The following is a 25,390-nucleotide window of genomic DNA, read 5'->3' on the forward strand; positions in this document are numbered from 1 at the left end:
CCATTTCGGAAAATATCGGCAGAATATCGGCGAGGTTTCGGGACCTGGCGGCAATTGTACAGCATCATCTTGCGGCGCGGGATAGCAAAACCGTCCCGAGCAGCGATCCACCAAAAGCGGTCAGCGCCAGGCAGGCCTCCATGATCAGTTCTGTCATCCATACTGCGCTAAGTATTTCAGGTTTCAACCCTTCCCCAGTTGCGGGGACGGACCGGCGATGCGGCCCCGGCGTCACCGACACCGAGATCAGGATCGGCCAATCAATGCCGCGCAGCGCGCCGCTTTCGAGCCTGAGCAGGTTTGCCCGGGAGTGCTGGACCGGCACCAACGAGCAACATGAGAGGGAATGATCGATGGCCTCTGTCCACGCATCCGCAAGATTGCTGCACCTTATTCAGTCGCAGCGCGTGACCGCGGTCATCTATGTCGCCGCGAAGCTGGGGATCGCCGAGCTAATGCGCGATGGATCGCGGCCCCTTGGCGAACTCGTCGAGGCGACCGGTGCGAACAAGCAGGCGCTCCGCCGCCTGCTGACCGCGCTTTCGACCATAGGCATTTGCACGGTCGCTGAAGAGCGATACGCATTGACCGAACTGGGGGCTTGCCTTGACGGGGCCGCAACCCAGTCCCTCAAGAACTGGACGATCTTTGAAGGCCAGTTTCTGACCGAATCGTGGACCGGGTTGCTGGACTCGATCATGACCGGCAAGACCGCCGCGCAACTGCTTGACCATGAAAACAGCTTTGATCTGATGGCGCGCGATCCGGAGATGGTCAGCATATTTAATGCCGCTATGACGGAGGGGACCCGTCTGGCGATTCCGGATATCCTGGGGGCCTACGACTTCGGTGCGTTCGCTCATCTCATGGATGTCGGCGGCGGCTCCGGCGAACTCGTTGGCGCCATAGCCGGGCAGCATGCGCATATCCGAGGGACTATTTTCGACCTTCCGCGCTGCGCCGAATCCGCGACTGGCCACCTGAGGCGCAGCGGGCTCAGTGATCGCGTCGAATTCATGGCCGGCGATTTCTTCCAGACGATTCCATCGATCGCGGATGCCATCGTCATGAAGAACATCATTCACGATTGGAGCGATGAGCGCAGCATGGTCATCCTCGCAAACTGTCGAAGGGCGCTCCCCGGAGGGGGCGTGCTCCTGCTTATCGAACGGGTCATGCCGGAATTCCCGAGCGTAAGCGATGCGCACAGGGAACAGACGCTGACCGATCTGCTCATGCTTCGCGGGCCTGGCGGTCTCGAAAGAACGGAAAAGCAGTACGCCTGGCTGTTTCGCGAATCCGGCTTTACTCACACCGCGACCTGTCCGGCCGGGCGTCTCACCGTCATCGAGGCAAAGGTCACCTGAGCTTTCGAGGTCAGACCATTACTCGCGCGCAATGGAGCAGCGACTGGTTTGAAGGACATCATAGGCAAGAGCATATTCTGGAAGGAACAAGAATGCATCTGCCTGCTGCAAGCAAGTCATCGTCGCCGATATTGGAGAACCCGGCGTACAAGGCCGTGTTCGCCAGGGTCGACTGGCGCCTTATACCTTTGCTACTGATCGCCAGCATGGTCGCCTTTCTCGACCGCATCAACATCGGCTTCGCACAGCTTCAGATGAAGCAGACACTGCCGTTTGATGATGCAGTCTACGGGCTCGGCGCGGGCATCTTCTTCGTCGGATATTTCCTGTTTGAAGTGCCCAGCAATCTTCTTCTGGAAAGGATCGGCGCGCGCAAGACTCTGTTGCGGATCATGGTGCTCTGGGGATTGGCGGCGACCGCCATGATGTTCGTATCGACGCCGCTCCAGTTCTATGCGGCGAGGTTCTTTCTTGGTGTCTTTGAGGCCGGCTTCGCCCCGGGCGTGCTGCTGTACTTGACGTACTGGTACCCGTCGGTGAGGCGCGGGCAGGTCATCGCGATCCTCGCGTCGGCGCCCCCCATTGTGATGTTCATCGCTGGTCCGCTGTGTGGTTCGATCCTGAAGTATTTCGACGGCGTCAGCGGTCTTTACGGCTGGCAATGGCTGTTTCTGATCCAGGGGTTGCCCGCGCCAATCCTCGGCGTTCTCGTGTATTACCTGCTCAAGGACAAGCCGTTCCAGGCCGCGTGGCTCTCGAAGGGGGAGAAGGCGCTGCTGGACGATGCTTTACAGCATGACGAAGAGAACATCGTGAAGGCGACCTCGGGGACGTTCCGGCAGCTGCTGCGAGACCCGAAGGTCTACCTGTTGTCGCTGGCCTGTTTTTGTCTGCTGGGCGCCAACTACACGATGGTGTTCTGGATGCCGACCCTGATCCATAGCTGGGGAGTAAAGGATCCGCTACTGGTCGGCGTCTATCACGCAGTAGCCAACGCTGCGGGTATCGTCTGCATGATCCTGATCGGTCGTCATTCGGACAAGCGGCGTGAGCGCCGCTGGCACTATGCGACCTGCGCCACGATTGCCGCCGGCGGCTTGTTCTTTCTCATGTTGCTCCACGGCACTTTTGTTGGTTCGATCCTGGCTCTCTCCTTCGCCGTCATCGGGTTTGTGTCAGCGCCGCCGCTCTTCTATGCATTGACCAGTGAGTATCTCTCAGCAGGCGCGGCGGCCGGCGGCCTTGCCCTCGTCACCAGCCTCGGAAACCTCGGTCCGGCGGTAAGCCCGTCGATCACCGGGTTCATCGTGCGGAACACCGGCGACAACATCTATGGCATGTACTTCGTCATGGCGCTGTACTTGCTCTCCGGCGCACTCCTGCTGCTGAGCATGCGGCCCGCAACGAATGAGTTGCTCCTGTCGAGGAGTTGACCCATCCTGCCAAGATCAAGCCGCCGCAGCGGAATGCTCGACCACAGCCTGCGGCGGGTTGCGGAAGCCGATTGCGATGCGGTTGTAGGTATTCATCAGGCCGATCGCGATGGTCAGGTCGACCAGTTGCTTCTCGCTGAAGGTGGCGCGCGCCGCTTCATACGCGTCGTCCGGAATCGCGGTCTCCGCCACGCGGGTGACGGTTTCCGCCCAGGCCAGCGCGGCGCGTTCCTCGGCGTCGAACAGCTCCCCCGCCTCGCGCCAGACCTGCAGCACCGCAAGCTTCTCGACCTTGACGCCCATCTTCAGCAGGCTGCGGGTATGCGAGTCCAGGCAATAAGCGCAGCCGTTGATCTGCGATATCCGCAGATAGACCAGTTCGACGAGCTGCGCGGAAAGCCCGCTTTGCGTGATGTAGCCATAGACGCCACCGAGCGCCTTGATGCCCGCGGGGGCGACCTTGTTGTAATCGATCCGCATGCTCATTGCTTGTGTCCTTCCTTGTCGAACACAGTCAGCGCCTTGTCGTTGCTGTCGACGACGAACACCGCAAGCAGCTTCGCCGGTTCGGTCGCGCTGGCGTTGCGCCCGAGCACGTGATGCGCGCCGGGCGGCTCGAAGAAGCTGTCGCCGGCCCGATAGACATGCGCGGCCTCGCCTTCCAGCTGGCTCTCGATCGCGCCCTGGAGCACGTAGACATAGAGAAACGCCGACTTGGCGTGATGATGCGGCGCCGACGGCTCGCCCGGCGGGAAGTTCACCTCCACCGCGATCAGCGACTTGCCGGGAATGTTCGTGATCATATGCTCGAACTTCGGCGTCACCGATTGCGCCATCGCCGGGGTCGCAAGCGCCGCGCAGGCCAGCAGCGTCGTCATCAAGGTCTTCATCTCGTGCCTCCATTGCTACCGGATAGATGCGGGCACGCATGGCCAAAAAGAAGCACCAAGAATGAACTGAATTGGTGTACCACGAGCCATGCCCAACCCGCTTCCCATCGCGCTCGACCGGTCGGCCAGGACGCCGCTCTCCGAGCAGATCCGCAAGGCGATCGCGGCGGCGATCGACAACGGCGTGCTGGTGCCGGGCGCCCGACTGCCATCGTGGCTCGACCTCGCCGCGCAGCTCGGCGTTGCGCGCGGCACGGTGCGGGCGGCCTACGACAAGCTGTCGGACGCCCAGCACATCGTGTCGTCGAAGGCGGGCGGCACCACCGTCGCGAGGCGGCCCAGGAAGGCCGCCAAGCCCGATGTGCCGGTCGCTCCCGGGTCGGTCGTGGAGATGTTTCGCGATCTGAGCGGTCAGGGACACTTTCGGATGGGCGTCCCCGCGCAGGATAGCCTCCCCGCCAAGCTGCTGGCGCGAATCCGCGCGCGCGCCGTCCGGGCGGAATTGAGCGCGGTGATGCGCTATGTCGATCCACGCGGCGAGCTCGAATTGAGACGCGAGATCGCGGCGCACCTCGCGATCGCGCGCGGGCTCGAATGCTCGCCCGCGCAGATCGTCATCACCTCGGGATTCAGCGGAGGACTCGGCCTCGCGCTGCGCGTGCTCGGCCTCGAAGGCCGCCGGGCGTGGATGGAAGACCCGGGATTTCCATTGACGCGAAAGGGCCTCGAGCTCGGCCGGCTGGAGGTCGTCCCGATCCCTGTCGATGCCAACGGCGTCGATGTCGACCACGGCCTCAAGCACGCCCCCGACGCGGCGCTCGCGGTCGTGACGCCGGGCCAGCAGGCACCGCTCGGCCCGCCGCTGTCGCCGCAACGTCGCACGCAGCTGCTCGACTGGGCCGCCCAAACCGGAGCCTTCATCATCGAGGACGACTATCTCGGCGAGTTGCAGCTCGATGGCCGTGCCGCGCCGGCGCTTGCCTCGCTCGATCGCGCCGGCCGGGTGATCCATCTCGGCTCCTTCAGCAAGACGATCTCGCCGACGCTTCGCCTCGGCTTCCTGGTTGCTCCGGAGCCGTTGGCGGCGCAGTTCGCCGATGTCGCGACGTGCCTCGTCCCGGCTCCCGGCCCGGCGGTGCAGCTGTCGACCGCCGAGTTCATGCGCGACGGTCACTACATCCGCCATCTCAGGCGAACCAAACGGGCCTATTGCGACAACCGCGATGCGCTAACGACGGCGCTACGGAGCTGGAGCAACGACGTGCAGGTTGCCGGCCTCGCCGTCATGCTGACGCTGCCGGACAAGACCGCTGATGTCGAGATCGTCAGGGCACTGCTCGCGCACGGGCTGGCGCCCGCCCCGCTCTCGCCCTGGTATGTCTCACCGAAGCGCGCGCAGCCGGGTCTCTTGCTCGGCATTGCAACGGTGCCGGATCGCGGCGTTCCGGCCGCATGCAAGCGCCTGTTCGAGGCGATCCGCGCCCAAGGTCGCGTCCAAAGTGCGCCGGTCTCGCGCCGGATCAGGAAGCCCGCAGCCCGGTGAGCGTCAGGCTCAACGCCTTGAGCCGCTTGCGCGCCTCGGCGTCATAGGCCTGGGCATGGGCGCGCGCCTCGCGCTTGCCGTCGAAGAACAGCCCGCTCCGGCCTGCCACATCGTCATCCTGGACAAGACGCAGAATGGCATCACCGCCCTGCTCGACGGTCGAGATCGGCGTCGCGCCGCTGGCGCGCACCATCGTGGTGTTCATGTAGGTCGCGGGGTGCAGCGAGTTGACGGTCACGCCGGAGCCTTCCAGCTCCGCGGCCAGGTCGATGGTGAACATGATCTGCGACAGCTTGCTCTGCGCATAGGCGCGCGCACCGCTGTAGTTCTTCGTGATCATCACGTCGCCGAAATCGATCGGGTGCTGGCCGAGCGACGCGACATTGACGATGCGCGCCGGCGCGCTCGCCTTGAGCCGCGGCAGCAACAGATGCGCGAGCAGGAAGCCGGCGAGATAGTTGACCGCGAAGCGCAGCTCGTGGCCGTCCTTGCTGGTCTGCCGCGCCGGCCCCTCGTTTTGCGAACCGATGCCCGCGTTGCTGACGAACACATCAAGGCGTTCCTGGTCGTCGAGCACCAGCTGGGCGAACTCGCGGACCTCGGCGAGCGAGGACAGATCGGCCTGGTAGAACATCGGCTCGCGGCCGCTGAGACGCTTGATCTCGTCGGCGAGCGTCTGCGCCCGCTTGGTATCGCGGCCGTGGATCAGGACCCGGGCGCCGGCCGACGCCAGCTTCATCGCGACGTAGCGGCCGACGCCGTCGGTGGAACCGGTGATCAGCACCGTCTTGCCTTCCATATCCATCGAAATTGCCTTTCGATCGTTCACCCAGCGCTGTCAGCAAAGATAAAGGCGCCGCGCAGACTTTGCCATGGCATGCCACCGCGCCGGCGGCGCCAAAATGGCGTCCAAGATCACCCCCGGGGGCTCGGGCCTTCTCCGGAACCGCATACGTACATCTTGTCGCGCGGCCGGCGGTCGCGCGGCGCCGCGTCGCGCGTCAAGGAGATCGCGTTCTGATATCCTCGACGTGAACGACAAGTCAGGATCGGTAAAGGACCGGAATGTCCTCGATCATTCCAGACACGATGCTGCGAAAGACTCCCTCTCTGGAGCCGTTCGGCATGCTGCTGTTGTTCGGCGCGCTGACCGCGCTGCCGATCGTCCTGACGCTCCGTCTGGTTGAGCCTGCACTCGTGCTGCCCGTGCTCAGCCTGTTGTTGTTCGTCCAGGCAGCCATTGCTGCGATTGCGGCGCGCGTGATCCACGTGCGCTCAACCGTGGCGAACCTCACGCTGTGGGATTTTGCCGGCGCGTTCACCTTCATGGGGTGCGCAGCGGCGATCCTCGGCGAACCGGATCAGGCGGCGCTGTTCTTCGAGGAAGAAGCAGCAATGCGTCCGGTGTCACGACCGTAATCCCAGGCCGGGCCCCTCTGGCAGCCACAAGCTGCGATGTCGGACTGGAACTCAGTTGGAGTGGCCCTGCTTCGACCCGTGACGCGGATAAGCGTCGCGGTGGATTTGCCGTCCGCATGACGGCAAGAGCCGGTTTCGTCGAAAGGGTCCGCTCCCCGACCTCAAGGGGAACATGACCCATGTCCGAACTATTTTCGCCCGAGTTGTTTTCACTCGACGCCCTCAGCGCATTGCTGCAAGTCGTCGTCATCGACCTCGTGCTGGCCGGCGACAACGCCGTCGTGATCGGCCTTGCCGCGGCCGGCCTGCCGGAGAAGCAGCGCGGCAAGGCGATCCTGATCGGCATCGGTGCCGCGACACTGCTGCGCATCATGTTCGCCCTGGTCACCACGCAGCTGATGCAGATCGTCGGCCTGCTGCTGGCCGGCGGCATCCTGCTATTGTGGGTGTGCTGGAAGATGTGGCGCGAGCTGCGCGCCGACGCGCACGAGACCGCGGCCGAACACGCCGATGGTGCAAAGGGCCAGCGCAAGACGCTGTGGCAGGCCACCACGCAGATCATCGTTGCCGACGTCTCGATGTCGCTCGACAACGTGCTGGCGGTCGCGGGTGCGGCGCGGGAGCAGCCGATCGTGCTGGTGTTCGGCCTCGCGCTCTCGATCGCGATGATGGGCGCGGCGGCCTCCTTCATCGCGCGGCTGCTGCAGAACCACCGCTGGATCGCCTATGTCGGACTCGCCGTGATCCTCTATGTCGCCATCGACATGACGGTGCGCGGAGCGAACGAGATCGCGAAGGTGGCTCCGGCCTGACCTTAGCCAACCTGTTTTGCGTCATTGCGAGCCACCCGGTCGGCGCAAAGCGCCGCCGGATGACAGGCTCCGCGAAGCAATCCATCTCGACACTCGCGGAGACATGGATTGCTTCGTCGCTTCAGCGCAAAATTGCTCTGCAATTTTGTCGCGAGCTCCTCGCAATGACGGAGGGCACCTGCCCGCCGTCAGCACGATGCGCCTGCCTCAGTGGATTTCCGCCGAACGCTTCAGCGCGTCCTTGAGCTTCTCGAGCGAGAAATCCTTGGAACGCGCGATGTCCAGGATCGGGGTCTCGCGGCGGCCGCAGAGTTCGGCGGCCTCGGGCAGCTTCGCCGCGACCTCATAGGGGATCACGATGGCGCCGTGGCTGTCGGCGTGGATCAGATCGTCGGAGCGCACCGTCATGCCGGCGACGCGGACCTCGCCGCCGAAGCTCTCCGCATGCACCCACGCGTGCGACGGGCCGATCGAGCCGGCCAGCGCCTGGAAGCCCGGCGCCCATTGCGGGATGTCGCGGATCGAGCCGTCGGTGATGACGCCGAGGCAGCCGAGCGCCTTGTGCACGTTGCTCTGTACCTCGCCCCAGAATGCGCCGTAGCCGACGTCCGGACCGTCGATGTCCTGGATGACAGAGATGCGCGGGCCGAAGCCGGTGCCGACATATTCGTAATATTCGATGCGGCGCTTCGACTGCTCCTCGGCCGAGAGACCGGATTTCAGCACCGAGCGGATCGTCGTGGTGCGGGCGTAGCCGACCATCGGCGGCAGCGTCGGGAACGGGCAGACCAGCGGCTTCACGGTGTAGCCGATCAGACGGCGCTCCGGCGCGACGATTTCCATCGCGTTGCAGATCGTCGGCGTGTCGTAGCGCGCCAACGCTTCAAGGACGGAAGCAGGAAGCGGGGCGGAAGCGGATGTCGTCACGGCGTTTCTCTCCTGATTTTTGGCGTTCGCTGGGCCGTCTCAGCCTATAGCCGAGATCGCCGGCGAACCCAACCGAGGCACGCTCATGGCTGATATTTGGGAAGTGCGAACAAACTTTATTACCGTCACCCCCGCGCAACGGCGAAGCCGTTGTCGCTGGAGGTGGCCGCTTCTTCAGCGGCCCTCGAAGGGTCGACGGCCCCGCTGGTGGCCGTCCATCCTTCGAGACGCGCTACGCGCCCTCAGGATGACGGGATAGGCAGAAGCCTCAGTGCAGATGCGTCGGACGATCGTCGCGATCGCTCTCCGTGACCGGCGTTGCATAGGGAGCAGCAGCGGCCGCCACCGGCGCGCCCGCAGCTTGCGTCTGCGCGGCAAGCTGGCGCTCCTGGTCGCGATAGGATTTCCAGCCCCAGGGCAGGCTGATCAGATACAGCACCGAACCCGCCGACAGGATGTGCCAGGGATAGCCGATCAGCAGCGCGACGAAGAACACCACCGACACAAACACCGGCAGCACCATCTCCGGCGGCACGCGCATCTTCACGGTCTTGCCGGAGAACACCGGCAGCCGCGACACCATCAGGAAGGCGATCAACAGCGTGTAGAACGCCGTCAGCGTCGCCGGCGGCATCGGCACGCCGAGGAAGGCGAGATAGATCGGCAGCAGCACGGTGATCGCACCAGCCGGCGCCGGCACGCCGGTGAAATAGTTGGCGGCGAAGGCCGGCTTGTTCGGATCGTCGATCGAGGCATTGAAGCGCGCAAGCCGCAGGCCGCCGGAGATCGCGAACACCATCGCGGCGATCCAGCCGCCATTGTTCAATTCATGCAGCTGCCAGAAATACAGGATCAGGCCCGGCGCGACGCCGAAATTGACGAAGTCGGCGAGGCTGTCGAGCTCGGCACCGAATTTCGACTGGCCCTTGATCATGCGGGCGACGCGGCCGTCGATGCCGTCGAGGATCGCGGCAAACACGATCGCGGCAACCGCAAGCTCCATCCGCCCTTCCGTCGACAGCCGGATCGCGGTCAGCCCGGCGCAGATCGCCAGCAGCGTGATCATGTTCGGCACCAGCATCCGCACCGGGATCGGGCGGAACCGGCGGCGGCGATACTCGGTGGAATTCGGATCGAATGGCGTCATGGCCTGATGAATATAGCAAGCGCCGCCCGGCTCCGCCATTGCGGCGGGAACCGGCTGATGGGGCTGGCGAAACAGAGTTAATCGGCGCGGTAAGTCCGGCCCGGATCAGCGTTGCGGAAATCCGCCAGAATCGTCTCGCCGGCAACCGCGGTCTGCCCCTCGGAGACCAGCGCCTTGGTGCCCTCGGGCAGATAGACGTCGAGCCGCGAGCCGAAGCGGATCAGGCCGAAGCGCTCGCCGGCGCCGATCGACTGGCCTTCCTTGACGAAGCAGACGATGCGCCGCGCCACGAGGCCCGCGATCTGGACCACGCCGATGCGCCCGTTGGAGGTCGAGATCACGAGCGAATTACGCTCATTGTCCTCGCTCGCCTTGTCGAGCTCGGCATTGATGAAGGCGCCGGGCCGGTAGGCGATGCGGTCGATGCGGCCGACCACCGGGCTGCGGTTCACATGGCAGTTGAACACGCTCATGAACACCGAGACGCGCGGCAGCGGCTTGTCGCCGAGCCCGAGCTCGGCCGGCGGCAGCGCCTGCACCACCATCGAGACGCGGCCGTCGGCCGGCGATACCACGATGCCGTCGCGCAGCGGCGTCACCCGGACCGGATCGCGGAAGAACAGCGCGCACCAGACGGTCAGCAGCGTCCCGATCCAGCCCAGCGGGGTCCAAATCCAGAACAGGATCAGGCTCGCCAGAGCGAAGCCGCCAATGAAGGGATAGCCCTCGGGGTGGATCGGCGGGATCTGCGCCCGGATGGAATTGGCGATCGACATCAGAGCTCGCTTGCGTTTCCCCGCCCCATTTGGCGGGAGAGGCCCTAAATCGACTATTCCGCGGCGGTCGGCAAGGGTTTCTCACCCGCATCAGGGGTGGAATCCTCCGACGATTCGGTGACCGCCGGCGGCAGCCGATTCGGCGCGGTGCCGTCGTCATCGACCTGGGCGAGCCGTTCGCGGGCCTCCTCGGCCTCGCGTTGCCGGTTCCACATGCTGGCATAGAGGCCGTCGGCGGCCAAAAGCCGCGCATGGGTGCCGCGCTCGGCGATCCGGCCCTGGTCCAGCACGATGATCTCGTCGGCGCCGACGATGGTCGACAGCCGGTGCGCGATCACCAGCGAAGTGCGGTTGCGCGAGACCCGCTCCAGCGCGCCCTGGATCTCGTGCTCGGTGTGGCTGTCGAGCGCGGAGGTCGCCTCATCCAGTACCAGGATCGGCGGCGCCTTCAGCACCGTGCGCGCGATCGCAACGCGCTGCTTCTCGCCGCCGGAGAGTTTCAGACCGCGCTCGCCGACCTGCGTCTCATAGCCCTGCGGCGACATCCGGATGAAGCCGTCGATCTGCGCGAGGCGCGCCGCCTCCTCCACCTCGTCGTCGCCGGCGTCCCAGCGGCCATAGCGGATGTTGTAGCGGATGGTGTCGTTGAACAGCACGGTGTCCTGCGGCACCATGCCGATCGCCGAGCGCAGCGAGGCCTGCGTCACGGTCTTGATGTCCTGGCCATCGATCAGGATGCGGCCGCTCGAGACGTCGTAGAGGCGGAACAACAGCCGCGAGATCGTCGACTTGCCGGCGCCGGAGGGACCGACGATCGCAACCGTCTTGCCGGCCGGCACCTCGAAGCTCAGGCCCTTGAGGATCGGCCGGTCCGCCTCGTAGGAGAAGCGGACATCCTCGAACCGCACGCTGCCGGACGACACCGCGAGCGGCTTGGCCCCCGGAATGTCCTGCACCTCGGGATCGCGCGCCAGCACGTCGAACATCTTCTCGATGTCGATGATCGCCTGCTTGATCTCGCGATAGACCATGCCCATGAAGTTCAGCGGCTGGTACAGCTGGATCATCATCGAATTGATCAGCACGAAATCGCCGACGGTGTGGGTGCCGTTGCGGATGCCGAACGCGCACATCAGCATGGTCGCGGTCAGTCCCGCGGTGAAGATGATCGCCTGCCCGGTGTTGAGCACCGCAAGCGAGGTATAGGTCTTCACGCTGGCCTGCTCGTAACGCTCCATCGAGCGGTCGTAGCGCCGCGCCTCGCGCTCCTCGGCGCCGAAATATTTCACCGTCTCGTAGTTGAGCAGCGAGTCGATCGCCTTGGTGTTCGCCTCGGTGTCGGAATCGTTCATCCTGCGGCGGATCTCGATCCGCCACTCGGTCGCGATATAGGTGAAGTACATGAACACGACGACCGTGAGCAGCACCGCGAGCACGTAGCGCCAGTCGAACTGCCAGAGCAGCACCGCCGCCAGCAGCGCGACCTCGACGATGGTCGGGATCAGCTGCAGGATCACCATCCGCACGATGGTCTCGATGCCGGAGCGGCCGCGCTCGAGGACGCGGGTCAGGCCGCCGGTCTTGCGCTCGAGATGGAAGCGCAGCGACAGCTCGTGCATATGCACGAAGGTGATGTAGGCGAGCCGCCGCACCGCATGCATCGCGACGCGGGCGAAGATGCCGTCGCGCCACTGCGTCAGCACCGCCATGATGATGCGCACCGTGCCGTAGCTGATCGTCATCAGCACCGGCGAGGCGATCAGCCAGACCACCCAGTTCGAGGCCGCAACCGGCGCCGAGCCGGTGCCGTTCAGCGCATCGATCGCCCATTTGAAGGTGAACGGCACCGACAGCGTGGCAAGCTTGGCGAGCAGCAGCAGCACCACCGACCAGATCACGCGCGTCTTCAAATCGGCGCGATCGCCGGGCCAGATATAGGGCCAGAGATGAACGAGGGTGCCGAGCAGCGTCCCCTTCTCGGCGGCCGGCGACGTGGCCGTGGGCTGTGCGGCGCCGGTCACACTCTGTTGCGGCGGCACCATCAGGCGCCCGCCCGCGCGGTCACGGCGCGGCGGTCCGCTGCCACATCTTTTCCACGGTTTGCCATTGTGCCCGTCATATAGATCGTTTGAACGCGGCGTACAGGCTTATGACGAAAATTGTTCGCGATTCGCGGGAATTTACGGGATTTTTTGGCTCTCCATCCCCATATGGGAGTCTTGACCCTGTTTACGCTGCAGTGCCACAAGGAACGTATGAACCAAATCAAGACTGTCTGTGTTTATTGCGGCTCCGGCCCCGGTAACAATCCCCGTTTCGTTGAAGCTGCCGTCGCACTCGGCAAGAGCTTTGCCGAAAGCAACGTTCGCCTGGTCTATGGCGGCGGCTCGATCGGCCTGATGGGCGCGGTTGCGAAATCCACGCTCGACCACGGCGGCTCCGTCACCGGCATCATTCCCGAATTCCTGCGCGCGCGCGAGAACGCGCTGACCTCGGTTCAGGAGATGATCGTCACGCCCGACATGCATGAGCGCAAGCGCCTGATGTTCGAGCGCTCGGATGCGTTCGTCGCGCTGCCCGGCGGCATCGGCACGCTGGAGGAGTTGGTCGAGCAATTGACCTGGCAGCAGCTCGGCCGTCACCACAAGCCGATCCTGCTCGCCAACATCGACAATTTCTGGGAGCCCCTGCTCTCGCTTTTGAACCACATGCGCATGACCGAGTTCATCCGCCCGACGCTGCCAATCAACGTGCTGATGGCCGACCGCGTCGATGAGATCCTGCCGCGGCTGCGTTCGGCGGTGGCACGCATGCCCGAGGCCGCGAAGGAACTCGCGCCCGAAGTGGCGCGGAGGCTGTAACTGTTCGCCGCACTTTCGGCTCCATGACCGTCATGCTGAGGAGGCCGCAGAGCGGCCGTCTCGAAGCACGACGGCCCCGCTGGTGGCCGTGCATCCTTCGAGACGCGCTACGCGCTCCTCAGGATGACGGGTCGAGACAAGTGCTAGCCTGAAATCCTTACTACTCGCTCGGAAACGTCACGGCCTCGATGCGGTTGCCGTCGGGATCGAGGACGAAGGCCGCATAGTAGCGAACGCGGTCGTGCGGGCGCAGGCCCGGAGGACCATCGGAGAGGCCGCCGGACGCCAGCGCGGCGGCGTGGAAGGTATCGACCTCGGCGGTGGTCTTCGCGCGCAGGCAGATATGGGTGCCGCTCCCATGCGGCACCTGCGCCATCATGGCGCGCAGATTGATCCAGAATTCGGGATAGGCCTTGCCGAAGCCGATCGTCGCCGGCCGCGTGACGAGGCGGCTCAGGCCAAGCGCGGCCAGCGTCGGCTCATAAAACCGTGCGGCGCGCTCGAGATCGCGGACGCCAACGGAGACGTGGTCGATCATGGATACTCCCTCCCCGTTGTCATTCCGGGATGGTCCGAAGGACCAGACCCGGAATCTCGAGATTCCGGGTTCGCTGCTTCGCATCGCCCCGGAATGACGGCTCAATCACTCACGCCTGCGCGCCTGACCTCACCAGCTTGTAGAACACCGAATCCATCAGCGCCTGGAACGAGGCGTCGATGATGTTGGGCGAGACGCCGACCGTGGTCCAGCTCTCGCCGGTCTCGTCCTCGCTCTCGATCAAGACGCGCGTGACCGCCTCGGTGCCGCCATTGAGGATACGCACGCGGTAGTCGATCAGCTTCAGGCCGTCGATATATTTCTGGTACTTGCCGAGGTCCTTGCGCAGCGCGACGTCGAGCGCGTTGACCGGGCCGTTGCCTTCGGCGGCCGAGATCAGCCGCTCGCCGTCGACATCGACCTTCACCACCGCGAGCGCCACGGTGACGCGCTGGCCGTTGGCGTTGTAGCGCTGCTCGACATTGACGTCGAACTGCTCGACCTTGAAATATTCCGGCACCTTGCCGAGCGTGCGGCGCGCCAAGAGATCGAACGACGCGTTGGCTGATTCATAGGCGAAGCCCGCGGCCTCGCGCTCCTTCAATTCCTCGACCAGCCGCGTCAGCCGCGGATCGCTCTTGTCATAGGCGATGCCGGCACGGTCGAGCTCGGCCATCACGTTGGAGCGGCCCGCCTGATCGGACACCAGCACCTTGCGGTGATTGCCGACGGAATCCGGCAGCACGTGCTCATAGGTCTGCGGATCCTTCATGACAGCCGAGGCATGGATGCCGGTCTTGGTGACGAATGCGCTTTCGCCGACATAGGCCGCATGGCGGTTGGGCGCGCGGTTCAGCATGTCGTCGAGCGTGCGCGACACCTTCATCAGCGTCGCCAGCTTCTCCGTGGTGACGCCGATCTCGAACTTGTCGGAAAACTCCTGCTTCAGCTTCAAGGTCGGGATCAGTGAGCAGAGGTTGGCGTTGCCGCAGCGCTCGCCGAGGCCGTTGAGCGTGCCCTGGATCTGCCGCGCGCCGGCCCGCACCGCGGCGAGCGAATTCGCCACCGCCTGCTCGGTGTCGTTATGGGCGTGGATGCCGAGATGTGCGCCGGGCACCTGCTTGATGACTTCGCCGACGATGGTCTCGATCTCATGCGGCATGGTGCCGCCATTGGTGTCGCACAGCACCACCCAGCGGGCGCCGGCCTGATAGGCCGCCTTGGCGCAGGCGAGCGCGTAGTCGCGGTTCTCCTTGTAGCCGTCGAAGAAATGCTCGCAGTCGACCATCACCTCGCGGCCGAGCGCCTTCGCGGCCGCGACGCTATCGCGGATCGAGGCGAGGTTCTCCTCATTCGTTGTCTCGAGCGCGACGCGGACCTGGTAGGCGGAGGATTTCGCGACGAAGCAGATCGCGTCCGCCTTGGCCTCGAGGATGCCGGCAAGCCCGGGATCGTTCGACGCCGAGCGGCCCGGCCGCCGCGTCATGCCGAACGCGGTGAAGCGTGCGTGGTCGAACGCAGGCTTCTTGCTGAAGAACTCGGTGTCGGTCGGATTGGCGCCGGGATAGCCGCCCTCGACATAGTCGATGCCGAGCGCGTCGAGCATGCCCGCGATCACCTGCTTGTCCTGCAGGGTGAAGTCGACGCCGTTGGTCTGCGCGCCGTCGCGCAGCGTGGTGTCGAACAGATAGAGGCGCTCGCGGCTCACGCGTGGCCTCCCGGGGTCACGACACCATCGAGCTGCTTCTGCATCGTGGTGTTGGCGAGCCACTCGTCGTTGATGGTGACAGAGTTGCGCTGCTGGGCGACGTAGCCGCGCTTGCGGAAGAATTCCAGCGCGGTGTCGCTGGCATCGACCTTCAGGGTCTTGGTGCCGCGGGCGCTCGCGATTTTCTCCAGCGCATCGCACAGCGCGCTGCCGACACCCTGCCCGACCGCGCTCGGATGCACATAAACCATGTCGATGAGATCGGCGCCCTTCAGCGAGGCGAATCCGACCGGGGCGCCCTGCAAGGTCGCGATCAGCGTGAGCTGGCCGGCGAGCTTCTTGCCGAACGCCTGCTCGTCGTCGGCGGCCATCGCCCAGGCTTCCTGCTGCGCCTCGCTGTAGTCGTCGCCGGTCAGGTCCATGATCGAGGCCGCGAAGATCGCCGCCAGCAGCGGCGCGTCGTCGGGCAGATACGGGCGCAAGGCGGGCGCGGAGCGGCTCATCGCGCGACCTCCCAGGTGGTGATCGGCTTTCCTTCGGCATCCTTGCCGTCCTTGATCGCCACGCCCATCGCGGCGAGTTGATCGCGGATCCGATCGGACTCCTTGAAGTCCTTGCGGGCCCGCGCCGCGGTGCGCTCGGCGATCAGTGCCTCGACGGCTGTGGCATCGACGCCGCTCGCCTGCTGCTTGCGGGCCTCCCACGCGGCCGCGCTCTCCGACAGGAAGCCGAGCAGCCGGAGCGAGCCGGCAAACTCCTTGCGGCTCTGTTCGCTGCTCGACGCAGCACCGCGCAGGCCGTGCAGCACGGCCATCGCCTGCGCCGTATTGAGGTCGTCGTAGAGCGCCTCGACCATCGCCGGCGACGGCGCGCCGGGATCGGCGTCGGCCGCGACCGCGTACCAGTCGTCGAGTGTCTTCGCGGCCTCCTCGGTGGCCTTGGCGGTCCAGTCGAGCGGCGAACGATAATGCGTCTTCAGCATGGCAAGCCGCAGCACCTCGCCGGGCCAATCGGCCAACAGATCGCGGATCGTGAAGAAGTTGCCGAGCGACTTCGACATCTTCTCGCTTTCGATCTGCAGGAAGCCGTTGTGCATCCAGACATTGGCCATGCGGTCGGAGTGGAACGCGCAGCAGGTCTGGGCGAGTTCGTTCTCATGGTGCGGGAACACCAGGTCGATGCCGCCGCCATGGATGTCGAACTTCTCGCCGAGATGCTTCCAGGCCATCGCCGAGCACTCGATGTGCCAGCCGGGGCGGCCCTCGACCTTGATGCCTGCGGGCGACGGCCATGACGGCTCGCCCGGCTTCGACGGCTTCCACAGCACGAAATCGGTGTTGTCGCGCTTGTAGGGCGCGACGTCGACGCGGGCGCCGGCGATCATCTCGTCGAGCGAACGCTTCGACAGCGCGCCGTAGCGCGGCAGCATCGAATTGGCCGCGTTCATCGCCTGCGGCGAGAACAGCACGTGATCCTCGGCGACATAGGCAAAGCCGCCGGCGACCAGCTTCTCGATGATGGCGCGCATCTCCGGGATGTGCTCGGTCGCGCGCGGCTGCACGGTCGGCGGCAAGCAGCCGAGCGCGGTGACGTCGTCCTGATATTGCTGATAGGTCAGCTCGGTGACCTTGCGGATCGCCTCGTTCAGCGGCACGCCGGGATAATCCCGCGCGGCGCGGACGTTGATCTTGTCGTCGACGTCGGTGATGTTGCGGACATAGGTCACGTGATCGGCGCCATAGCGATGGCGCAGGACGCGAAACAGCACGTCGAAAACGATGGCGGCGCGGCCGTTGCCGATATGGGCGAAGTCGTAGACCGTCGGTCCGCAGGCATACATGCGGACGTTGTCGGCATCGAGCGGCACAAACGGCCGCTTCTCCCGGGTCAGCGTATCGTAGAGGCGCAAATCCATGGAAACCGTTCCCTTGCGGCCGGGCGGTCCAATGCTCTCATGTGTTGAGAAAAGACGGCCTCAGCCAGCGAATCGCTAGCTCATAATCTCGCGGCAAATGCTGCAGATGGCGAGGTGGCCGTTCATGGTTCCACCATGTCTCACGGCCCCATTATTGCGTCAAGGGGCTGTTTTCGGGCGGTTTGCCACCCCGCCCCGCACCGAAATCACGTCAACGCCCTCATGGTTAATCATTATTAAGGATTTGGGCGTATCCGGTCGCTTGCGGATTCCCCGCCATTTTCACTGGTGCACCATGCGGCTCATTTCAGCATTGATTGCCTGCACGCTCGTCCTTGCTCCGTCCTTCCTTGTCTCCTCGGCCGCGCTGGCCGACAGCCGCGTCTTCATCGTCGCCAACCAGGCGGACGGCTACGGCATCGACCAGTGCCTCGCCCGCGGCGACCGCTGCGGTGCCTCCGCCGCCCGCGCCTACTGCCGCTCACGCGATTTTGCGCAGGCCACAAATTACCGCCGCGTCGATCCCGACGAGATCACCGGCGCGGTTCCGCACGCCGCTAATGAAAAATGCAACGGCAACGGCTGCGGCGAATTCGTAGCCATCACCTGCCAGCGCTAAGCCAAGCCGCTGGCCAGACGGGGTTATTGCCACACCGGCGCCCCGGAAACGACGTGACGCTGCCCCGAGAAACGGCTATTGCAGCGGCCTTGCCCGCGCGCTTTGGCGTTGATCGCCGCGCGGCGTCGTTTTAATGGCCGGATATGCCCAATAGCTCCCGTTCTCGCTTCTCCCGCTGGTTTCTGAGTTGCGCCGTGCTGGCCGGCATGTCCCTGCCCGCCACGCATGCCCTGGCGCAAGTGCCGCCCGGCCCGCCCGGTCCGGCTCCGCAAGGCGCGCCGCAGCCCAATCCGCAGGCCAATCCGATGTGCGGCCGGCTCGAAGGCCAGCTGGCGGCGATCGACCGCGGCGGCGGCTCCGGCGACCCGGCCAAGGACGAGCAGATCCGCCGCTACCAGGACGCGGCAACCCGCCAGCAGGGCGAACTCGATCGCGTGACGGCGCAGGCCCGGCGCATGGGCTGCGACAGCTCCGGGTTCTTCTCGCTCTTCAACAACAATTCGGCGCAGTGCGGTCCGGTCAACACCCAGATCCAGCAGATGCGCGCCAATCTCGACCAGATCACCGCCAATCTCGAGCGGCTGCGCTCCGGCGGGCTCGGCGGCGCCGACCGCGAGAACCAGCGCCGCTCGGTCCTGACCGCGCTGGCGCAGAATAATTGCGGCCCGCAATATGCCGCGGCCGCGCGTGGCCCCGGCAACTTCCTCGAGAACCTGTTCGGCGGCGGTGGTGGCGGCAATCCCAACAATCCGCTGCCCCCGCCCGATGCGCAGTATGGCGCCCAGTCCGGCACCTTCCGCACCGTCTGCGTCCGCACCTGCGACGGCGCCTATTTCCCGATCTCGTTCGCGACGGTGCAGGCGCGCTTCGCCGCCGACGAGCAAATCTGCAAGGCGCAGTGCCCTGCCGCCGATGCCAGCCTGTTCACCTACCGAAATCCCGGCGAGGACATCAACCAGGCGGTCTCGATCAGCGGTGTGTCCTACTCGTCGCTGCCGAACGCCTTCAAGTACCGCACCGAGTTCAATCCGTCCTGCTCCTGCAAGCCGGCCGGCCAGAGCTGGGCCGAGGCGCTGAAGGCGGTCGACGACAAGGCGTCCGCCGAGCAGCAGGGCGACATCATCGTCACCGAGGAGAGCGCGCGGAAGATGCAGCAGCGCGCCCAGACCAAGGCCGCCGCCGGCAAGAAGGGCGCGCCCGCCGCCGCAGCTCAACAGCAGCCCGCCGCCGCTGACGCCACGGCACCGGCGGCCGCGCCGGCGAACGACGGCCAGATCCGCACCGTCGGCCCGACCTTCATCCCGAAACGGTAAAGAAGAGTTCAGCCCTCGAACGCTTCCGCCGACGCGCGCGAGGTGCGCGCCACCAGCGTCTCGTCGGGCGCCGGCAGCGCCTTGCCGAAATCGCGGAAGCGGTTGGTGATGGGATAGCGGCGGTCGCGGCCGAAGTTCTTCCGCGTCACCTTCACCCCCGGCGCCGCCTGCCGCCGCTTGTATTCGGCGATGTTGAGCAGGCGATCGACCCGGGCCACCACGTCTCGGTCGAAGCCGGCTTCGATGATGGTCGCCAGCGGCTCCTCGCGCTCCACCAGCCGCTCGAGGATCGCGTCCAGCACGTCGTAGGGCGGCAGCGAATCCTGGTCGGTCTGGTTCTCGCGCAGCTCCGCGGTCGGCGGCCGGATGATGATGTTGACCGGGATCACCTCGCCTGACGGCCCGAGCGCGCCGTCCGGCTTCCAGCCATTGCGCAGGCTCGACAGGCGAAACACCTCGGTCTTGTAGATGTCCTTGATCGGATTGAAGCCGCCGTTCATGTCGCCGTACAGCGTGGCGTAGCCGACCGACATCTCCGACTTGTTGCCGGTGGTCACCACCATGGCGCCGGTCTTGTTGGAGATCGCCATCAACAGCGTGCCGCGGGCGCGCGCCTGCAAATTCTCCTCGGTGATGTCGCGGTCCAGCCCCTTGAACACCGGCGCCAGAATCGTCTCGAAGCCGTTCACGGCATCGGCGATCGGCAGGATCTCGTAGCGGATGCCGAGCGCCGCGGCGAGCTTGGCGGCATCGTCGAGCGACACCTGCGCGGTGTAGCGGAACGGCAGCATCACGCCACGCACCTTGTCGGCGCCGAGCGCATCGACCGCGATCGCCGCGCACAGCGCCGAGTCGATGCCGCCGGAGACGCCGAGCAGCACGCCGGGAAAACCGTTCTTGCGGACATAGTCGCGCAGACCGAGCACGCAGGCCGCGTAATCGGCCTTGTCGCCCTCGAGCTGCGCCGTGATCGGCCCGTTGCAGCGCCAGCCGTCGGCGGTCTTGCGCCAGGTCAGCGTCGTGATGTTCTCCTCGAACGCCGGAAGCTGCGCCGCGACGGAAAGATCGGCATTCAGCGCGAACGAGGCGCCGTCGAAGATCAGCTCGTCCTGGCCGCCGACCTCGTTGAGATAGACCAGCGGCAGCCCGCTCTCAGTGACGCGCGCGACGACGATCGACAGCCTGAGGTCGGCCTTGTCGCGGGCATAGGGCGAGCCGTTCGGCACCACGAGAATCTCGGCGCCGGTCTCGGCGAGACATTCGACGACGTTCTCGTATTCTTCGGACTCCTCGAGCCAGATGTCCTCGCAGATCGGCACGCCGATACGCACGCCGCGCACCGTCACCGGGCCCGGCGCCGGGCCGCGCGCGAACAGCCGCTTCTCGTCGAACACGCCGTAATTCGGCAGATTGGCCTTGAAGCGCAGCGCGGCGATGCGGCCGCCGTCGAGCAGCGCGCAGGCATTGTAGAGCTTGCCGTCCTCGACCCACGGCGTGCCGATCAGCATCGCTGGGCCACCATCCCTGGTCTCGCGCGCCAGTTCCTCGATCGCGGCGCGGCAGGCCGACTGGAACGCCGGCTTGAGCACCAGATCCTCCGGCGGGTAGCCGGCGATGAACAGTTCCGACAGCACCACGAGGTCGGCGCCGTCGGCCTTGGCTTTCTCGCGCGCGGCGCGCGCCCTCGCGGCGTTGCCGGTGACGTCACCGACCGTCGGATTGAGTTGCGCCAGGGTAATCTTGATCTGTTGTTCGCTCATACGCTTAAGTTGTCCTGCACAACAGCAAACTTCAATCACCTTCCGGTCATGGTGCGATTGCAGAAATCGCACCATGACCGGCGGGAGCTTCTTTTGAGCATGATCTGATCGGAAAACCGGTTCCCACTTTTCCGGATCATGCTCGGGAATCAGAACGCGCCCATGCGTTCGGCGAGGGCGAACAGCCAGAACAGGCCGGCCATGACGAGCGCGACGCCGACCGCGGCCGAGCCCATGTCCTTGACCCGCCCGATTTGCGGATCGTGATCCATGGTCAGGCGATCGGCGAGTTTCTCGATCGCGGTGTTGAGCAGCTCGATGACGAGCACCAGCACCACGGTCGCGACCAATTCGACCCGGCGCATCACGGTGGCGCCGACCAGCCAGGCCAGCGGCAGCGACAACGCCAGCGCCACCACCTCCTCGCGAATCGCCTGCTCCGAGCGAATGGCGAATGCCAGCCCGTTGCGCGAGTTGATGGTGGCTCGCCAGAACCTCAGCAAGTCACTGCCCCCAAGTCACTGCCTGCCCCCAAATCACAACCCCGCAGCGGCCGGCATCGGTTTGACCTTGCCGGCGCGCTCCTGCTTCAGGAGCTCGGCGATCAGGAAGGCCATGTCGATCGACTGTTCGGCATTGAGACGGGGATCGCAGACCGTGTGGTAGCGGTCGTTGAGGTCCTCATCGGTGATGGCGCGCGCGCCGCCGATGCATTCGGTGACGTCCTGTCCGGTCATCTCCAGGTGCACGCCGCCGGCATGGGTGCCTTCAGCAGCGTGGATCTGGAAGAACGACCGCACTTCCGACAGCACGCGGTCGAACGGCCGCGTCTTGTAGCCCGAGGTCGAGGTGATGGTGTTGCCGTGCATCGGATCGCACGACCACACCACTTTGCGCCCTTCCCGCTGCACGGCGCGGATCAGGCCGGGCAGATGGTCGCCGACCTTGTCGGCGCCGAAACGGTTGATCAGGGTCAGGCGCCCCGGCTCATCGTCGGGATTGAGGATATCGATCAACTTCAACAGCTCGTCCGGCTTCAGCGACGGGCCGCATTTCAGGCCGATCGGATTCTTGATGCCGCGGAAATATTCGACATGGCCGTGATCGAGCTGACGGGTGCGGTCGCCGATCCAGATCATGTGGCCGGAAGTCGCGTACCAGTCGCCAGTGGTGGAATCGACCCGCGTCATCGCCTGCTCGTAGCCGAGCAGCAGCGCCTCGTGGCTGGTGTAGAAATCGGTGGCGCGCAGCTCGGGATGGCTCTCGAGGTCGAGGCCGCAGGCGCGCATGAAGTTCAGCGCATCCGAGATGCGGTCGGCCAGCTCCTTGTAACGGCGTGACTGTGGCGAATCCTTCAGGAAGCCGAGCATCCACTGATGCACGCTGCCGAGATTGGCGAAGCCGCCGGTGGCGAACGCGCGCAACAGGTTCAGCGTCGCGGCGGATTGCCGATAAGCCATCAGCTGACGCTGCGGATCGGGAATGCGCGCTTCCGGGGTGAAGGCGATGTCGTTGACGATGTCGCCGCGATAGCTCGGCAGCTCGACGTCGCCCTGCTTCTCGGTCGGCGACGAGCGCGGCTTGGCGAACTGGCCGGCGATGCGGCCGACCTTCACCACCGGCAGCGCGCCGGCATAGGTCAGCACGACCGCCATCTGCAGCAGGACGCGGAAGAAGTCGCGGATGTTGTTGGCGCCGTGCTCGGCAAAGCTCTCGGCGCAGTCGCCGCCCTGCAGCAGGAAGGCCTCGCCGGCGGCGACCCGCCCGAGCGCCTTCTTCAGGCTGCGCGCCTCGCCCGCGAACACCAGCGGCGGAAAGGTCGCCAGCTGGGCCTCGACATCGGCCAATGCCTTGGCATCGGGATAATCGGGCACCTGCAGCACCTTCTTGGCGCGCCAGCTATCGGGTGTCCACCGCTCGGACATGAGGTCAACTCCTGAGCAAAAACCGCGACTTATCACGGCATGAGGAAAGCCCGGCTTATACACAGGCCCCCGCTTTCCCGCTAGAAGGATTCCTGCAATCTGGTCAAGCCCTTGCAGGGAAATCCGAATTCGCATTTGGTAGAGCATAGCATGAATGCCGGGGAAATCGCCGTGGCCTCCGCCGCGCTGGACGACGTTTTTAGCGACGACATCGTCGTGCCGGCCGCAGATGGCTATCCGCTTGCCGCGACGCTGTTCCTGCCGCGCGGCACCCGGCGCCACGCGGTCCTGATCAATTCGGCGACCGCCGTGCCCCGCAAGGTCTATCGCGGCTTTGCCGGCTACCTCGCCCGCCGCGGCGCGGCGGTGCTGACCTACGACTACCGCGGCACCGGCGATAGCCGGCCGATGGCGGCGACCGGCCTCAACAAGCCGAAATCGTTGGCCGGCTTCAAGGCCACGATGGCCGACTGGGCCGCGCTCGACGCCACCGCGGCGGTGAGCTGGATGCGCGAGCGCTACCGCAACCTCCCCTTCGCCTATGTCGGCCACTCCTTCGGCGGCCAGGCGCTCGGGCTGCTGGCCAACAATGCCGAGATCCCGCGCGCGCTCCTGATCGCCTCGCAGGCTGCCTATTGGAAGCTGATGGCCTTGCCCGAGCGCTACCGCGTCGTCGCCTTCATGAACGGCGTCGGCCTGCCGCTGGCGCGCACGCTCGGCTACCTCCCCGCCTGGGCCGGCCTCGGCATGGACCTGCCGAGGGGCGCGTTCGAGCAATGGCGGAACTGGGTGATGCGGGAGCGCTATCTGCTCGATGATGCCACGCTGACGGCGCGCGACAATTTTCCGAAGTTCAAGGGCAAGCTCCGCGCGCTTGTCATGACCGACGATACCTGGGCGACGCGGCCGGCCGTCGAATTGCTGTGCTCCGCCTTCACGTCGATCACGCCGGAGATCATCTCGATCCGTCCCGCCGACGCCGGCGCAAAAGCGATCGGCCATCTCGGCTTCTTCCGCAGCGAACACCGCGATGCGCTGTGGCGCGGCGCCGCGGAGTGGATTGAGGCGGAGGGGTAAGCGCAGCACTCTCCGGCGTCGTCCCTGCGAAAGCAAGGGACCCATACGCCGCGGCCTTTGTTGTCGTCGGGACTCGTCGTTCCGGCGCCGCGCAACAATTGAGATTTGGGGTAATGGGTCCTGGCCTGCGCCAGGACGACGATGAGGATGGTTCTCGCACGATACGATGCACCTGATGCGTAGCTCATCTCGCTGTCATCGTCCGCCTCGACCGGCGATCCGGTATTCCAGAGACGCTGGTGCTTGAACCGAGAGGCCGCGGCGTACTGGATCGTCCGCATGCGCGGGGGATGACACCAAAGAGAATGAGAGCTTGCTGCTCTTTCCACACGTCGTCCCTGCGAAAGCAGGGACCCATAACCACAGGGCTTTGTTGTTGAAACGGGTTGTGGCTCCAGCGCAGCAAGCCAACTGACGTCGGCGGCTATGGGTCCCTGTGAAAGCAGGGACGACACCGCATGTATTGCGCTGCCGGTGAGTCATACATTCGCATTCTCGCGACATGAATCGCGCGAGCTTTGCTCTTCAACTCGGATTCGCGGTCAAGATGATGGGTATCGCTTCGCTCCACCCATCCTACCAGTCTCACACCACCTTCCGCGGCGCAGCCGTCGCCGCGTCACCCGTGTTCGGCGTCCCGGTCGGTTCGATCAGCAGCAGATGCACCTCTTCCCTTGCGACAGGCCGATGCTCGACGCCCTTCGGCACGATGTACATCTGACCTGGCTTCAGCGTGACGGTCCGATCGCGCAGCTCGATGTCGAGGATGCCTTTCAGGACGAGGAAGAAGTCGTCGGTGTCGTCATGCTTGTGCCAGACGAACTCGCCCTGCACCTTCACCACCATGACGTCGCAGGCATTGAATTGCGCCACGGTGCGCGGCGACCAGTGGTCGGAGAATGTCGACAGTTTCTGCGAAAGATCGATCGCGCCGCTCATGATGCCTCCGGGTCCGGGCCAGCCTGCCGGACTCGTTAGCTCAGCCGTGCGACGCACTCAATGCACGCCCCTTAGCCTCTCCGGATACGCACTCGGCCCATTGTGCCTATTGATGTCGCAAGGCGCTTCGCCGTTGGTGGCCCGCCGCGCCAGCAGTTCCTTTTCGGCCTGATACCAGAGCTGATCCATCTTGCCCGGCGGCTCGCCGGCGTCCTTCCATAATTCGTAGGCGCGGGTCCGGATCTCCTGCTCGGTTGGGCCTCTCATGCGCGGCTCCCTCAATTTGAGACATCAAACTGTTTGAGAGTGGAACGGACAGCATAGCGCAAGGTTCCAGGGTGCGCGAGACGGCCGCGCGCCGATGGCGCGTCGCCTGTGCACAAGCGCCGTTGCGCAGACCATTCGCCGGAAACCGCGTTCG

26 protein-coding genes are annotated in these 25,390 nt (G+C 65.2%); 9 read left to right on the top strand and 17 right to left on the bottom strand.

Going from position 1 to position 25,390, the window contains the following annotated elements:
- Window positions 1-64: 64 nt before the first annotated feature.
- Entirely contained in the window at window positions 65-325 is a 261-nt protein-coding gene (locus J6525_RS01410; protein WP_143029653.1) for a hypothetical protein, read from the bottom strand.
- A gap of 28 nt (window positions 326-353) precedes the next feature.
- On the opposite strand from J6525_RS01410, the gene J6525_RS01415 reads away from it, so the two are divergent.
- Window positions 354-1,367, top strand: a complete 1,014-nt coding sequence (locus J6525_RS01415) for a methyltransferase (protein WP_225641452.1) — start codon at window positions 354-356, stop codon at window positions 1,365-1,367.
- Between the two features lie 92 nt (window positions 1,368-1,459).
- Window positions 1,460-2,800 (top strand): MFS transporter, encoded by a 1,341-nt coding sequence (locus J6525_RS01420; protein ID WP_225641453.1) that lies wholly within the window; start codon window positions 1,460-1,462, stop codon window positions 2,798-2,800.
- A gap of 15 nt (window positions 2,801-2,815) precedes the next feature.
- Here J6525_RS01420 and J6525_RS01425 read toward each other — a convergent pair whose 3' ends face one another.
- Together J6525_RS01425 and J6525_RS01430 are read right to left on the bottom strand one after the other, a co-directional pair.
- The gene (locus J6525_RS01425; RefSeq protein ID WP_225641455.1) at window positions 2,816-3,286 is read right to left on the bottom strand and encodes a carboxymuconolactone decarboxylase family protein; all 471 of its coding nucleotides are present in this window, start codon (window positions 3,284-3,286) and stop codon (window positions 2,816-2,818) included.
- Entirely contained in the window at window positions 3,283-3,690 is a 408-nt protein-coding gene (locus tag J6525_RS01430; RefSeq protein WP_141340552.1) for a cupin domain-containing protein, read from the bottom strand. Before J6525_RS01430 ends, J6525_RS01425 begins: the two co-directional genes overlap by 4 nt.
- Window positions 3,691-3,778: 88 nt before the next feature.
- Between J6525_RS01430 and pdxR the strand changes: the two genes are divergently transcribed.
- Complete coding sequence (gene pdxR, locus J6525_RS01435; protein ID WP_225641457.1) at window positions 3,779-5,233, top strand: MocR-like pyridoxine biosynthesis transcription factor PdxR; 1,455 nt, start codon at window positions 3,779-3,781, stop codon at window positions 5,231-5,233.
- Here pdxR and J6525_RS01440 read toward each other — a convergent pair.
- On the bottom strand, window positions 5,211-6,038 hold the full coding sequence (locus J6525_RS01440) for an SDR family NAD(P)-dependent oxidoreductase (protein WP_225641459.1): 828 nt from the start codon (window positions 6,036-6,038) through the stop codon (window positions 5,211-5,213). The genes pdxR and J6525_RS01440 overlap by 23 nt on opposite strands.
- A 260-nt stretch (window positions 6,039-6,298) precedes the next feature.
- On the opposite strand from J6525_RS01440, the gene J6525_RS01445 reads away from it, so the two are divergent.
- Together J6525_RS01445 and J6525_RS01450 are read left to right on the top strand one after the other, a co-directional pair.
- Window positions 6,299-6,652: a hypothetical protein gene (locus J6525_RS01445; protein ID WP_092085604.1), complete on the top strand. Its 354-nt coding sequence runs from the start codon at window positions 6,299-6,301 to the stop codon at window positions 6,650-6,652.
- A gap of 179 nt (window positions 6,653-6,831) precedes the next feature.
- The gene (locus J6525_RS01450) at window positions 6,832-7,464 is read left to right on the top strand and encodes a TerC family protein (RefSeq protein ID WP_225641461.1); all 633 of its coding nucleotides are present in this window, start codon (window positions 6,832-6,834) and stop codon (window positions 7,462-7,464) included.
- A gap of 207 nt (window positions 7,465-7,671) precedes the next feature.
- On the opposite strand, the gene J6525_RS01455 is transcribed toward J6525_RS01450, so the two are convergent.
- From J6525_RS01455 to J6525_RS01470, 4 genes are all read right to left on the bottom strand, one after another.
- Window positions 7,672-8,391, bottom strand: a complete 720-nt coding sequence (locus tag J6525_RS01455; protein ID WP_028344569.1) for an RraA family protein — start codon at window positions 8,389-8,391, stop codon at window positions 7,672-7,674.
- Window positions 8,392-8,659: 268 nt separating this feature from the next.
- Entirely contained in the window at window positions 8,660-9,538 is an 879-nt protein-coding gene (gene pssA, locus J6525_RS01460; protein ID WP_092085638.1) for a CDP-diacylglycerol--serine O-phosphatidyltransferase, read from the bottom strand.
- Window positions 9,539-9,615: 77 nt separating this feature from the next.
- Window positions 9,616-10,314, bottom strand: coding sequence for a phosphatidylserine decarboxylase (locus tag J6525_RS01465; protein WP_016846296.1), 699 nt, complete (start codon window positions 10,312-10,314; stop codon window positions 9,616-9,618).
- Window positions 10,315-10,367: 53 nt separating this feature from the next.
- Entirely contained in the window at window positions 10,368-12,356 is a 1,989-nt protein-coding gene (locus tag J6525_RS01470) for an ABCB family ABC transporter ATP-binding protein/permease (protein WP_225641463.1), read from the bottom strand.
- A gap of 213 nt (window positions 12,357-12,569) precedes the next feature.
- Between J6525_RS01470 and J6525_RS01475 the strand changes: the two genes are divergently transcribed.
- Window positions 12,570-13,175 (top strand): LOG family protein, encoded by a 606-nt coding sequence (locus J6525_RS01475; protein WP_092085612.1) that lies wholly within the window; start codon window positions 12,570-12,572, stop codon window positions 13,173-13,175.
- Window positions 13,176-13,335: 160 nt separating this feature from the next.
- Here the strand turns inward: J6525_RS01475 and J6525_RS01480 are convergent, their stop codons facing one another.
- From J6525_RS01480 to cysS, 4 genes are all read right to left on the bottom strand, one after another.
- Complete coding sequence (locus J6525_RS01480) at window positions 13,336-13,713, bottom strand: VOC family protein (RefSeq protein ID WP_225641465.1); 378 nt, start codon at window positions 13,711-13,713, stop codon at window positions 13,336-13,338.
- A 109-nt stretch (window positions 13,714-13,822) separates the two neighbouring features.
- Window positions 13,823-15,421 carry a citramalate synthase gene (gene cimA, locus J6525_RS01485; protein ID WP_225641467.1) on the bottom strand — a complete coding sequence of 533 codons (1,599 nt, stop codon included), beginning with the start codon at window positions 15,419-15,421 and terminating at the stop codon, window positions 13,823-13,825.
- Window positions 15,418-15,924, bottom strand: coding sequence for a GNAT family N-acetyltransferase (locus J6525_RS01490; protein ID WP_225641469.1), 507 nt, complete (start codon window positions 15,922-15,924; stop codon window positions 15,418-15,420). The genes cimA and J6525_RS01490 overlap by 4 nt, the downstream gene beginning before the upstream one ends.
- Complete coding sequence (gene cysS, locus J6525_RS01495; protein ID WP_225641471.1) at window positions 15,921-17,336, bottom strand: cysteine--tRNA ligase; 1,416 nt, start codon at window positions 17,334-17,336, stop codon at window positions 15,921-15,923. Before cysS ends, J6525_RS01490 begins: the two co-directional genes overlap by 4 nt.
- A 295-nt stretch (window positions 17,337-17,631) precedes the next feature.
- On the opposite strand from cysS, the gene J6525_RS01500 reads away from it, so the two are divergent.
- Both J6525_RS01500 and J6525_RS01505 read left to right on the top strand, forming a co-directional pair.
- Complete coding sequence (locus J6525_RS01500) at window positions 17,632-17,955, top strand: hypothetical protein (RefSeq protein ID WP_225641601.1); 324 nt, start codon at window positions 17,632-17,634, stop codon at window positions 17,953-17,955.
- 143 nt (window positions 17,956-18,098) lie between these two features.
- A complete protein-coding gene (locus J6525_RS01505; RefSeq protein ID WP_376708405.1) occupies window positions 18,099-19,268 on the top strand; it encodes a DUF2865 domain-containing protein in 1,170 nt (389 codons plus the stop codon).
- A gap of 8 nt (window positions 19,269-19,276) precedes the next feature.
- Here the strand turns inward: J6525_RS01505 and J6525_RS01510 are convergent, their stop codons facing one another.
- The 3 genes from J6525_RS01510 to J6525_RS01520 form a co-directional block, all read right to left on the bottom strand.
- A complete protein-coding gene (locus J6525_RS01510) occupies window positions 19,277-21,028 on the bottom strand; it encodes an NAD+ synthase (protein WP_057017264.1) in 1,752 nt (583 codons plus the stop codon).
- A 149-nt stretch (window positions 21,029-21,177) separates the two neighbouring features.
- Window positions 21,178-21,531: a diacylglycerol kinase gene (locus J6525_RS01515; RefSeq protein WP_028334253.1), complete on the bottom strand. Its 354-nt coding sequence runs from the start codon at window positions 21,529-21,531 to the stop codon at window positions 21,178-21,180.
- Window positions 21,532-21,564: 33 nt separating this feature from the next.
- Window positions 21,565-22,953: a class II 3-deoxy-7-phosphoheptulonate synthase gene (locus J6525_RS01520; RefSeq protein ID WP_028334252.1), complete on the bottom strand. Its 1,389-nt coding sequence runs from the start codon at window positions 22,951-22,953 to the stop codon at window positions 21,565-21,567.
- Window positions 22,954-23,103: 150 nt separating this feature from the next.
- Between J6525_RS01520 and J6525_RS01525 the strand changes: the two genes are divergently transcribed.
- Window positions 23,104-24,030 carry an alpha/beta hydrolase family protein gene (locus J6525_RS01525; protein WP_225641475.1) on the top strand — a complete coding sequence of 309 codons (927 nt, stop codon included), beginning with the start codon at window positions 23,104-23,106 and terminating at the stop codon, window positions 24,028-24,030.
- A 585-nt stretch (window positions 24,031-24,615) separates the two neighbouring features.
- On the opposite strand, the gene J6525_RS01530 is transcribed toward J6525_RS01525, so the two are convergent.
- Together J6525_RS01530 and J6525_RS01535 are read right to left on the bottom strand one after the other, a co-directional pair.
- Entirely contained in the window at window positions 24,616-24,969 is a 354-nt protein-coding gene (locus J6525_RS01530; RefSeq protein ID WP_225641477.1) for a cupin domain-containing protein, read from the bottom strand.
- Between the two features lie 57 nt (window positions 24,970-25,026).
- Window positions 25,027-25,236, bottom strand: a complete 210-nt coding sequence (locus J6525_RS01535) for a DUF2934 domain-containing protein (protein ID WP_092084379.1) — start codon at window positions 25,234-25,236, stop codon at window positions 25,027-25,029.
- Window positions 25,237-25,390 lie beyond the last annotated feature (154 nt).

The organism is Bradyrhizobium australafricanum (assembly GCF_020329495.1).
GTDB classification, from domain to species: Bacteria; Pseudomonadota; Alphaproteobacteria; order Rhizobiales; family Xanthobacteraceae; genus Bradyrhizobium; species Bradyrhizobium australafricanum.

Coding starts and splice junctions, on each gene's coding strand:
- J6525_RS01490 (WP_225641469.1), bottom strand. CDS start 15,924: ATGAGCCGCTCCGCGCCCGCCTTGCGCCCGTATCTGCCCGACGACGCG.
- J6525_RS01480 (WP_225641465.1), bottom strand. CDS start 13,713: ATGATCGACCACGTCTCCGTTGGCGTCCGCGATCTCGAGCGCGCCGCA.
- J6525_RS01470 (WP_225641463.1), bottom strand. CDS start 12,356: ATGGTGCCGCCGCAACAGAGTGTGACCGGCGCCGCACAGCCCACGGCC.
- J6525_RS01430 (WP_141340552.1), bottom strand. CDS start 3,690: ATGAAGACCTTGATGACGACGCTGCTGGCCTGCGCGGCGCTTGCGACC.
- J6525_RS01520 (WP_028334252.1), bottom strand. CDS start 22,953: ATGTCCGAGCGGTGGACACCCGATAGCTGGCGCGCCAAGAAGGTGCTG.
- J6525_RS01450 (WP_225641461.1), top strand. CDS start 6,832: ATGTCCGAACTATTTTCGCCCGAGTTGTTTTCACTCGACGCCCTCAGC.
- J6525_RS01500 (WP_225641601.1), top strand. CDS start 17,632: ATGCGGCTCATTTCAGCATTGATTGCCTGCACGCTCGTCCTTGCTCCG.
- pssA (WP_092085638.1), bottom strand. CDS start 9,538: ATGACGCCATTCGATCCGAATTCCACCGAGTATCGCCGCCGCCGGTTC.
- J6525_RS01535 (WP_092084379.1), bottom strand. CDS start 25,236: ATGAGAGGCCCAACCGAGCAGGAGATCCGGACCCGCGCCTACGAATTA.
- pdxR (WP_225641457.1), top strand. CDS start 3,779: ATGCCCAACCCGCTTCCCATCGCGCTCGACCGGTCGGCCAGGACGCCG.
- cysS (WP_225641471.1), bottom strand. CDS start 17,336: ATGGATTTGCGCCTCTACGATACGCTGACCCGGGAGAAGCGGCCGTTT.
- J6525_RS01505 (WP_376708405.1), top strand. CDS start 18,099: ATGCCCAATAGCTCCCGTTCTCGCTTCTCCCGCTGGTTTCTGAGTTGC.
- J6525_RS01425 (WP_225641455.1), bottom strand. CDS start 3,286: ATGAGCATGCGGATCGATTACAACAAGGTCGCCCCCGCGGGCATCAAG.
- J6525_RS01420 (WP_225641453.1), top strand. CDS start 1,460: ATGCATCTGCCTGCTGCAAGCAAGTCATCGTCGCCGATATTGGAGAAC.
- J6525_RS01530 (WP_225641477.1), bottom strand. CDS start 24,969: ATGAGCGGCGCGATCGATCTTTCGCAGAAACTGTCGACATTCTCCGAC.
- J6525_RS01440 (WP_225641459.1), bottom strand. CDS start 6,038: ATGGATATGGAAGGCAAGACGGTGCTGATCACCGGTTCCACCGACGGC.
- J6525_RS01525 (WP_225641475.1), top strand. CDS start 23,104: ATGAATGCCGGGGAAATCGCCGTGGCCTCCGCCGCGCTGGACGACGTT.
- J6525_RS01465 (WP_016846296.1), bottom strand. CDS start 10,314: ATGTCGATCGCCAATTCCATCCGGGCGCAGATCCCGCCGATCCACCCC.
- J6525_RS01415 (WP_225641452.1), top strand. CDS start 354: ATGGCCTCTGTCCACGCATCCGCAAGATTGCTGCACCTTATTCAGTCG.
- J6525_RS01475 (WP_092085612.1), top strand. CDS start 12,570: ATGAACCAAATCAAGACTGTCTGTGTTTATTGCGGCTCCGGCCCCGGT.
- J6525_RS01445 (WP_092085604.1), top strand. CDS start 6,299: ATGTCCTCGATCATTCCAGACACGATGCTGCGAAAGACTCCCTCTCTG.
- J6525_RS01510 (WP_057017264.1), bottom strand. CDS start 21,028: ATGAGCGAACAACAGATCAAGATTACCCTGGCGCAACTCAATCCGACG.